The organism is Wandonia sp. (genome assembly GCF_984588085.1).
On sequence record NZ_CFIGVI010000073.1, the window covers coordinates 1 to 9660 of the forward strand.

Below are 9660 nucleotides of genomic sequence, written 5' to 3' on the forward strand. Positions count from 1 at the left end.
ATTCCTCACATAACTTACTAAAATACTTTTCTCTGGAGAAGGAATTCAAATCGCGTTCTATTCTTTCTCCGTTTTGTTTTATATACCACTCAGAATCGCAATAGGGTAATTTAACAAGGGAGTCTCCTTCTTCGATTTCACGATAGATATAGAACGGCACCTTTCTCTCAAACCATTCCGTATTCAATACAATATACCCTGTTCTACCGGTACTCTTCTCCTCCAGTTTTTTCGTGATTATGCCCGAATAAGACAGGGTATGAATTTCAAAATACTCTTTTTCAAGAAAGTAAACAGATTTACGCTGTAGACTTACAATAATAGTGGGGATTACCATAACAGGAATAAAAACAAACAGAAGAAGTTTTACAATCAAACTTTCATGTTTATGGTCTTTCTCTTTGGTATGAAAATACTGATACAAGTTCTATATTTGGGCTGAAACTACAAAAATAACAATTATTTGCACCGTATGTAATCAGATATTTCAGTCTTGTTTACGCTAAATAACTTCCCGAAAGCATGATAACAGTATACCCTGAAAACATAAAATTTAAATATAAATGGAGAAGCTACCAACAGCGTGTATTGGATGAATTACAACATCATTTGACAGACAAACACCTTCACGTTATAGCGCCTCCGGGTTCAGGAAAAACTGTTTTGGGGTTACAAGTCGCGTTACAATTAAATAAACCTACTCTTATTTTAGCACCTACTATATCTATTCGAAACCAGTGGATTCAACGATTCTGTGAATTATTTCTCCAGTCATCAACTACCCCGGACTGGATTTCAAGAGATATCAGGAATCCGAAATTTATGACGGTTATAACTTATCAGGCACTTCATGCTGCCTGTAAAAAGGATGTAGAAAAAATTATCGACGGGTTAAAAGCTCAAAATACGCAAACGATTGTAGTAGATGAAGCACATCATCTAAAAAATGAATGGTGGCAATCCCTAACGAAAATAAAAAATAGTCTTGATTCAGTTATCGTAGGTCTGACAGCCACTCCTCCTTATGATGTTACAGGAGCAGAATGGCAACGATATATGGATATGAACGGTCCTGTCGATACTGAAATATCAGTTCCTGAACTGATCCTTGAAAATGATTTATGTCCGCATCAGGATTATGTATACTTAACACTTCCAACAGAAAAAGAAAATGAGAAAATAACGCAATTCAGGCAAACCATAAATAAGTTATACCTGGAAATCAGTACAGATACAACACTTGTAGAAGCCATTACCAATCATCCTATTTGGCGAACTCCTCTCAAGAATCTGGACTGGATTTACAACAACTTATCTTACTACTCTTCCTGTCTCATATTCCTTCATTCCAATTCTATTGAGGTTTCTAAAGAACATCTGGAAGTAATCGGTGACAAAAAGCTCTCCTTACCCCCACTTGATTATAACTGGTTAACTACCTTACTTGAATTTTACCTGTATAAAGATAAAGAGTATTTTAATGATTATACTGTCCATAAAGACACTATAGAAAACAAACTAAAGAGACACGGAGCTATAGAAAGACGTCAGATTAACTTTTCACACAACAGAAAAGTAACTGAATCTCTTACAACAAGTATTAGTAAACTAAATGGTATCAAAGAGATCGCTGACTTTGAGTATAATCAATTAGGAAGTGATTTGCGTCTAGTCATACTTACGGATTACATACGTAAAGAGTTCTTCGTAAATACCCCTGAAAACAACCTAGAACTAAATAAAATTGGTGTTATGCCAATTTTCGAAAAACTCCGGCGTCAGAATATCAAAAACAAAAAAATAGGAGTATTAACCGGTTCTCTTGTTATTATTCCTAAAACGGCACTACCTATATTCAAAGAAAAAGCTGCGCCGAAAGATATTTCTTTTTCAGCAGTTCCCTTTGACGACAATTACCTTTTGATTCATCCGACTGAAGATCTTAAACATGCGATCGTTCATATTGTAACAGAGGTTTTTCAATCAGGTGAAATTCAAATCCTTATCGGAACAAAAGCATTACTTGGTGAAGGATGGGATGCTCCCGCAATCAATTCTCTTATTCTAGCCAGCTTTGTCGGATCTTTTGTCCTTTCTAATCAAATGCGAGGGAGAGCTATAAGAACGCAAAAGAATAACTCTGAAAAAACAGGAAATATCTGGCATATTGCCTGTATTGATTCTACAACTCCTTCCGGAGGAGATGATTATGAATTATTAAAAAGACGATTCAGAAGTTTTGTGGGAATCTCCTTTGATTCTCCTCCTTCAATAGAAAATGGTATTAACCGTTTACGTCTGTCAAACAATATTTCCTCAAAAGAAGGAATTGAAACTGCTAATGCAAAGATGTTCGAATTTGCTTCAAAACGGGAAAACCTAAAGTCTAATTGGCAAAAAGCCTTAGAAGGAGGAACCACACTAATTGAAGAGATAAAGATTCCTTTCTCAGAAGAAAGGAGTTACCAACGAACAAAATCCATGTACCTCAATAAAACCCTTGCTAATTTTGTTGCCACACTATCTTCCGGAGTTTTGACTTTTCTTGAAGTGATTATTCATGCTGTAGGTAAAAACTCTGGCAAAATAAGGACTCTTCAGGATCTTTATAACATATTAATCGCGGTAGGAGTAATCGGGATTATTCTCTTTGGTAAAAACACTCTTAAAGCATTGAAGCTGTACATCAAGTACCGTGATATTTCAAAAGACATTGATAATATAGGTAAAGCCTTATTAAACTCACTACTAAAAACAAAAGTCATCCACACTGAACATTCCCTGTTAGAAGTTGTAACTTCTTTTGACGAATACGGTGCAGTATATTGTCACCTGGAGGGAGGAACAACATTTGAAAAATCAGCTTTTATCAATGCGCTGCATGAAATTGTGAAACCTGTAAATAATCCCCGGTATGTATTACTCAGAAAAAGTAAATTTATGCTTCTGATACAACAAACAGACTACCATTCTGTACCTGAAATCCTGGGAAGAAATAAATCACTGGCAGAATATTTCAAGCTACAATGGGACAAAATGGTAGGTAGTTGTGAGCTTATTTTTACCCGAACAATTGAAGGAAGGAAACTACTTTTAAAATCCCGGATGAAATCTCTTGCGACACAACTGGATGATCAAACTGAACATGTTAATAAATGGAGATAACCTCTGAGATTAATTTCCAACCGTTTTTTCAGCGATATAAAACAAGTCAAGACACCTATCGGTAGCAGTATCAAGGTAAAAATCGGTCAGTGAAAGATCTAACATTCCTGATGAATTACACGATTTTAGCAATTTTCTCCGGTTGACTCTGTTCATTATATCGTATGGAACGCGAAGTAGTGCTGCCGGACAGCGATATTGAAGCCGGAATATATCATACCGGGTAATTCTCCGGACAGCTCGCTTATTCATATTGTAATAGGTCATCGCCCTCTCATTTCCATATACGCCTAATTCCCTGATCGGATCAAAATGTGACTGAAGCAGGACTGTAAACTCTTCCTTCGTATATTCTCTGACATGCCAGGGATTTCTGGTCAATGACATGATCTTATTAGGTGTGCTGATGATCAGCTTTCCGCCGTCCTTCAATACTCTGTGGACTTCGGCAATAAAGCCTGCATCTTTCTTTATGTGTTCAATGACCTGAAATGAAATCACAAAATCAAAACTGTTATCTGGAATATTTGTCAAAGGCGGAACTTTCATCCTCAGATAATTGACACCATCGCGCTCAGGATAATCCCTTGTGACTTTTGTTTTGTCTATTGTAACAAATTTTTCCGTCAGTTTTGCAATCATTTCAACTCCATATCCACTACCCGTCCCAATTTCCAGTACGTTCCCCGAAACGATTCCTGCAACCTCGACATAGGCTAGCAATGACCTTTGATAGACATAGTTATCTGACATATCTTCATTCGACACTCTCTCAGCGGTTTGGATTATTCTCATTTTACGGGCTTTTATGCCGATAAACGGAAAGATGCAAAGGAAGGTTGGAAACAAAAACCTGATTTACAGCATATTCTTATATACCTATCTTGTTCAATCAGGAAAATTGATGTTTTACATATAAGCCTGGAAATTCTATCTTCTTTTTTAATATACTATTTCCGTCAGTCAGCGATGTTTTTTTCTAATAGCCATGTACCGGGGAGTTCCATCTCTTTCTTGATTTCGGCGGACAGATTCTCTCGGGTAAAACCATACGTATTCAGAGTCTCCCACAACTTTTTCTCTGAACGCAATAAACCAATCAACCCCTCCTTTCCACCTATCCGAAACACTCTTTCGCATATTACTGCCCCTATCATATAGGGTACAGGAGTCCCGTTTCTCATAAAGAGTTTTTCATAGGGTTCCAGGTGTTCAGCAAGTTGTATACTATTTTCCTGTATATATAGTTTGAAATATTCCCTGTTCTTTGCGTAATTGTCCAGTCCGCTTCCTCCTGCATAGGTCGCCAGCCCTTCATTTAAAAAAGGTGATAAAGAAGGAAATAATGTAGTACTATATACATGCATAATCTCGTGTATATAGTATTCGGAATCATTCCCCGAATACACAATGTTACCCGGATCTACCATCCCTCCTATCGTGTCAAAATACATATTGGGCAGGTAATCGAAGCCTTTGATTTCAAAAATTTGTTTCAGGGATTTACAAGAATAATAGGTGATTGGAATTTCAGGCGTCTCAAAAAATAAACATATCTCACGAATGACCTCTTTTTGCCGGGCTATTTCCTGATGATCCGGCGTTTTTCCCTTCGGGATATGATACGTAATGCTCCCTTCTGTAAAAACAGACCAGTCTTTTGTACAATAATCAGTCAGTCTTTTTAATTTCCAGACTCCATTCATCCGAATAGCAAGCATGTTATAAATGGCCCGAATGACATTCTCTCTGCTTTCACTATTGTATCCCACAAAGCCTATTTTAGCTATTTTTTCGTTTGAAGAGAGTGTAATAACCTCCATCAACGTCGGGCGAAAATGATTGTTTCCCCACCTGCTCTGCTCGATCTTAAAAATATCTTTGTAAGGAACAACATATCTCTCAAAATCAGCTTGCAACCAGGAAGGATGAGAAGTTAAACTCTCATTTTTAGTACGAAGGAATTCAGAAACCACGTGAATTAGCTCTGTAATTCCCTTATCCGAGGTATCGACAGCCGGGGAGACAGACATATAAACCTTCTCGTTCTCCTGATCTTGTGCCAGGCAGGAAACGTGTATAATGACCAGTAAAATGCAAATAAGTTTATTGATTTTCACCACTTGATTTGGGCTGTATCTGATTAAAAAAGAATTTGATTACTTCAAAATTGACTTCTGATGTTGTCCAATGTCCCACTTCTTCATAAGTAGAAAAAATCACCTGTACCTCATTTTCTCGATAGATGGACTGGCATTTTACATACCGTTCCTGTACCTCTCTACCCAGATTAGTATTGATAATTTTCCGTTCTTTATTGCTGTAGGCATCATCAAACTGAACGGCATCATTTTCATCCAGTTTTCCCATATATATAAACTGTGGAATAGTTGCATAAGCTTTTCTGTCAAACTTTTTTCCGAACAATTTATAAAAATCATTGATCCCCAAAGGATAATTTAGTTTAACACCATTTATTGTTTCCTGCGGAAGCATTAGTTCTCCATTAAAACCACCCATAGCCAGTGCTTTAACCCGCTCCGGGTGAATGTATGAAAAGCGATTGGTAAATGTAGCGGATGCCGAGAAGCCGTTCATAAGCACTTTTTCTTCGGTTTCAATTTGCATTGTTGCTAAACGATTACGAGCATCCTCAATCATTCCTATCAGTTGTAAATCCAATCGTTCCAGCTCTCCGGTTGCTCTTACCATCACATCTCTGTCCAATGCATGTGTGTATACAAGAACTTGAGAGGCCGGTCGTGGAAAAATGGGAACCAACAGAGGGATTTTTAGCATCGTGGAAATATTATTTCCTACTGAACTGACTGCTGCCAAATCTATTGCTGCCCGTTTATGTACTTCAATACTATCAGAGGGTCTGCCGGTGTTATTAGGTTCCACCAGTAAACAAGTCAATTTATTCACAGGTGTTCCCTCGGGGATAAACAAAATATAATCGTGCTGAAATCCCTTCTCAGGATTCTTCTGTATAACCAGTAAGCTATCCTTTACAGTAATTTCCTGTGTATAACCAGTAAAAAAAAGAAACAAAAAAGAGAGAACTACTACACCTCGCATACAATTATTCTTAGTTTTTATGATGAATGATAAAGATACGAAGTATATCAAAACTATATTTTTCTTATGACTTCATTTTTCAGTCATAAAACCAAAAAACACCACTAACACACAGACTAATAGATACTTATTTCTATTCTACAATTTATTTTTGATAAGTTGGATATTGAAAAGACAGAACTTAGTAATCAATAATTACTTTCTCAGACAAAATTTCTTTTCCTGCTTTATTCTTAACGATCAGCAGGTAGATTCCTTTTCTGAAGCCGGAAATATCAATCTGTTTCTGATCGGATGTTTTCTGTAAAACTCCTTGTATATCATATAGTTCTGCTGTTGAAAAATTAGCGCAATGTACACGGATAAAAGAAGTTGCCGGGTTCGGGTAGACACTGCAATGGCTCAATGTATTATCATCCGATGAAAGCAGTGATCGGTCTAATCGATATAATGCTGCCTCTCCTGTAGTATTGACCTCTGCCGTCAAATAATAACCCGATTGAAATGTGGTTATCCCTTCTACCTGAATCGAAAAACCTTCCGGAGGAGGTATAACCAACCGGTCTATCGTACCACTGGAAAATTCGCTGAAGGAAAAATCACTTATTTCTACCAGAAAAGGATCCGTGTACGTATACCCCGAAAGGGTAATACGATTATTTGTGGAATCATATACGGCTCCGGTCACCAGTCCCTGTGTATTTATACTGTCTATTCGTGTTGTTTGATAAGTTCCCGGAAGTTTGGGTAATGCGTATATATTTGTCCATCCGTTTCCCCAGTTTTTCGTAAAAATATAAAGACTGTCATTCCCAGTAATGAGTGCCTCTGCGTCAAAATTCGTTGAAAAAGAACCGGGGGTAAAATCCGTTTGGTCTGCATAAGAAAAATTGATAGTATCGGCACTCACCGTATTATCCGGGGTTGAAAAGTAATCGGCAACAGCTATCCTGTAAATTCTCAAATCCGTTCTTGACCCTGCATTATTTCCGAAGTCAGCAATGTAAATATACGTGCCATCGTGGCAAATATCTTCCCAATCTCTGTTCGTTGCATTTATGATAAACACAGAACGGGTAACTGCTCCTGTAATACTATCCAGCTCATATAAGGCCGGATACCCTCCTGAATCATTATGGGTGATTAACTTTCCTTGTAAAGTAATCAATCCCGAAGACTCAAAAATAACCCCCTGAAGCGGGGTGACAAGCTGCAATTGTCCACTCCCCAACAGAGGAAGTAAAAAAAAGATCAGGAAACCATACAGGTAGTTCATTGCTCTATTATTCACACGTTTTAAAATCTTTTCGCTTATAAATGGCTTCTCCTACCCGAATTTCATCATCGGATGAATTCCACTCAGCAAAAGGAAATAAGATATCATTCCACTGAAAAGATAAGGTTATTTTCTCCTGACCAAGATTCTGTGTATTGAGCTCGATTTTATCTCCGTTTTCCGGCATCATAGGTTGAGTCCCTAAAACGGTTGAAGAAATCTTGTAATCACAATCAATTACCAGTTCTTCGGAATTATCATTCACAAATACTCCTCTGATATCGGTTTGTTTTGAACAGGATATGCAAAAAGTTATAATACTCGAAAGAAATATAACTTGTCTTTTCATAGTTGAATCAGGTTTTTAACGCTTCACAAATGTAGTACAAAAAGTCAATTACAAGTTATTCCCCGATTCAGGCAGGTGGTTCCCACAGCTCAACTTTATTCCCTTCGGCATCCAGAATGTGCACAAACTTTCCATAATCATAAGTTTCGATCTCATCCACTATAGCTACCCCCTCTTTTTTCAACTCTTCTACCAGCATTTCCAGATTTTCAACCCGGTAGTTCATCATAAAATCTTTTGATGAAGGAGCAAAATAGTCAGTTGTTTCCGGAAAGGGTGTCCACTGCGTTTCGCTCTTTTCTGTCGAATCAGAATTTTCGTACCACTCAAAAACAGCCCCGTAGGGATTCGTATTCAAACCAAGGTGTTTTTGATACCATTCTGTCATTTTCTGAGGATCTTTGCATTTGAAAAAGATACCTCCCAAACCTGTTACTCTTTTCATTTTATTACCCGTTTTAAATTATTAATAACCAGAATTTAACCTATTTACTCCAATTCCTCTCTTAGTAAACGATTAGTTGTTTGTTGTACCCAATAACAAATTAGTAATCCTATAGAAAAAGTTGTGATGAGCACTCCTACAACGAAAGGAAAGACTAAAAGAATAAGAAAGCTCCATTTGACTATTGGTATGTAGAATAAGCCGATAACAACCGTAAAAACGGTCCATATAATCACATTAACCCGTAAAGAATACCTAAATGACGCATCAGTAACACTCCCTCTGTTTAGTAGATCTTCCGGGATCTTTTTCCCTGCATACCAAAGTGCAATTAAAAATGAAATAAGGAGGCCTGCTGTCGCTTTTCCAAACAAAATGAACATTCCACCTGTCAGGACAAGTAATTCGGTTGGGACAATAGTCGAAAGTCCTAATATTGTCACTACCACAACCAGTCCGGATGAGACACCTACCAGATATGAAATGAATATACTTTTCCTCCTGATTTTTTCTAATTTCTCTTGATCCGTCATGTTACAACCTACAAAAACAATCAGCTAAATATACAACATTACAAAAATCCTGAGAGGGAATTAGGCTACCTTATTTCATACACAATAGAGTCGATTTTCCATCCCGTTTTGCGATAAAAACATAGGAACTTGTGAATTGGCATATCCTACGGTTTCAGTATTCGTCCAGTTGTAAAACTGTTATTTTTCAAGCCTTCCATCAATTTTTCAAACACGATTACGTGTCCTCTTATTCGTCTGTCAAAATTATCTGACAGACCATTACTCTCTGATAAAATATTTTCAACTCCCTGCGATTTCAGGTAATTATCAAACGGCATAATCTGATTAATTTTTGTCCAGGAGTTATCCAACTCATATTGAAACAAAAAATCCTTCAATCTGTTGGTAAGCATGGGTGAGATCGGAATATTTTCTTTTTTCAGAGCCTGTACCACCTCTTCATCAAAACCGGAAATAGTTGTTTTATTAATGAAATAATGTCCGCCGTACGGCCCTTCATGCAAATCCAGAGCATAATCATACTGCTCTTTTTGGACCAAATCCCGGAGCAATTTGGATTGGGTGGTCTTAAAAAGAATAAAATCTCTGTTAATATCACAGTTACACTCGTTAAAACGGTTAAATCGCATCAACCCCACAGGGTTTAGTGCATAAATGATTTCAAAATGAAACTCTTTTTGCCAGTTCTCCGACCGGATCTTTTTCATAATTTCGGGAATCGCATATACACTTGCTGTTTCAGAACCATGTACACCACTCAAAATAAGAATCTTGCTTCCTTCCACTTTATTCTTCGGTAGAATTCTTT

10 protein-coding genes are annotated in these 9660 nt (G+C 37.3%); 1 reads left to right on the forward strand and 9 read right to left on the reverse strand.

Annotation, left to right across the window (positions count from 1 at the left end):
* Positions 1-376, reverse strand: a 376-nt coding sequence (locus tag AC4PL9_RS14795; protein WP_491605526.1) for a hypothetical protein, incomplete at its 3' end; no start/stop codon positions are given.
* Positions 377-522: 146 nt separating this feature from the next.
* Here AC4PL9_RS14795 and AC4PL9_RS14800 point away from each other — a divergent pair.
* Positions 523-3165, forward strand: coding sequence for a DEAD/DEAH box helicase family protein (locus AC4PL9_RS14800; protein WP_491605527.1), 2643 nt, complete (start codon positions 523-525; stop codon positions 3163-3165).
* A 9-nt stretch (positions 3166-3174) separates the two neighbouring features.
* Here the strand turns inward: AC4PL9_RS14800 and AC4PL9_RS14805 are convergent, their stop codons facing one another.
* The 8 genes from AC4PL9_RS14805 to AC4PL9_RS14840 all read right to left on the reverse strand — a co-directional run.
* A complete protein-coding gene (locus AC4PL9_RS14805; RefSeq protein WP_491605528.1) occupies positions 3175-3960 on the reverse strand; it encodes a class I SAM-dependent methyltransferase in 786 nt (261 codons plus the stop codon).
* Positions 3961-4124: 164 nt separating this feature from the next.
* Positions 4125-5285 carry a hypothetical protein gene (locus AC4PL9_RS14810; protein ID WP_491605529.1) on the reverse strand — a complete coding sequence of 387 codons (1161 nt, stop codon included), beginning with the start codon at positions 5283-5285 and terminating at the stop codon, positions 4125-4127.
* Positions 5272-6246 carry a hypothetical protein gene (locus tag AC4PL9_RS14815; RefSeq protein WP_491605530.1) on the reverse strand — a complete coding sequence of 325 codons (975 nt, stop codon included), beginning with the start codon at positions 6244-6246 and terminating at the stop codon, positions 5272-5274. The genes AC4PL9_RS14810 and AC4PL9_RS14815 overlap by 14 nt, the downstream gene beginning before the upstream one ends.
* Before the next feature lie 181 nt (positions 6247-6427).
* On the reverse strand, positions 6428-7537 hold the full coding sequence (locus AC4PL9_RS14820; protein WP_491605531.1) for a T9SS type A sorting domain-containing protein: 1110 nt from the start codon (positions 7535-7537) through the stop codon (positions 6428-6430).
* Entirely contained in the window at positions 7530-7871 is a 342-nt protein-coding gene (locus AC4PL9_RS14825) for a hypothetical protein (protein WP_491605532.1), read from the reverse strand. Before AC4PL9_RS14825 ends, AC4PL9_RS14820 begins: the two co-directional genes overlap by 8 nt.
* Positions 7872-7938: 67 nt before the next feature.
* The gene (locus AC4PL9_RS14830; RefSeq protein ID WP_491605533.1) at positions 7939-8316 is read right to left on the reverse strand and encodes a VOC family protein; all 378 of its coding nucleotides are present in this window, start codon (positions 8314-8316) and stop codon (positions 7939-7941) included.
* 44 nt (positions 8317-8360) lie between these two features.
* Positions 8361-8849: a hypothetical protein gene (locus tag AC4PL9_RS14835; RefSeq protein WP_491605534.1), complete on the reverse strand. Its 489-nt coding sequence runs from the start codon at positions 8847-8849 to the stop codon at positions 8361-8363.
* Positions 8850-8995: 146 nt separating this feature from the next.
* Positions 8996-9660: DUF2817 domain-containing protein (locus AC4PL9_RS14840; RefSeq protein ID WP_491605535.1), on the reverse strand; the 665-nt coding region annotated here is incomplete at its 5' end.

Excerpts from the sequence above, each read along its gene's own strand:
- AC4PL9_RS14800 (WP_491605527.1), top strand. The coding sequence starts at position 523 with ATGATAACAGTATACCCTGAAAACATAAAATTTAAATATAAATGGAGA.
- AC4PL9_RS14805 (WP_491605528.1), bottom strand. The coding sequence starts at position 3,960 with ATGAGAATAATCCAAACCGCTGAGAGAGTGTCGAATGAAGATATGTCA.
- AC4PL9_RS14815 (WP_491605530.1), bottom strand. The coding sequence starts at position 6,246 with ATGCGAGGTGTAGTAGTTCTCTCTTTTTTGTTTCTTTTTTTTACTGGT.
- AC4PL9_RS14825 (WP_491605532.1), bottom strand. The coding sequence starts at position 7,871 with ATGAAAAGACAAGTTATATTTCTTTCGAGTATTATAACTTTTTGCATA.
- AC4PL9_RS14830 (WP_491605533.1), bottom strand. The coding sequence starts at position 8,316 with ATGAAAAGAGTAACAGGTTTGGGAGGTATCTTTTTCAAATGCAAAGAT.
- AC4PL9_RS14835 (WP_491605534.1), bottom strand. The coding sequence starts at position 8,849 with ATGACGGATCAAGAGAAATTAGAAAAAATCAGGAGGAAAAGTATATTC.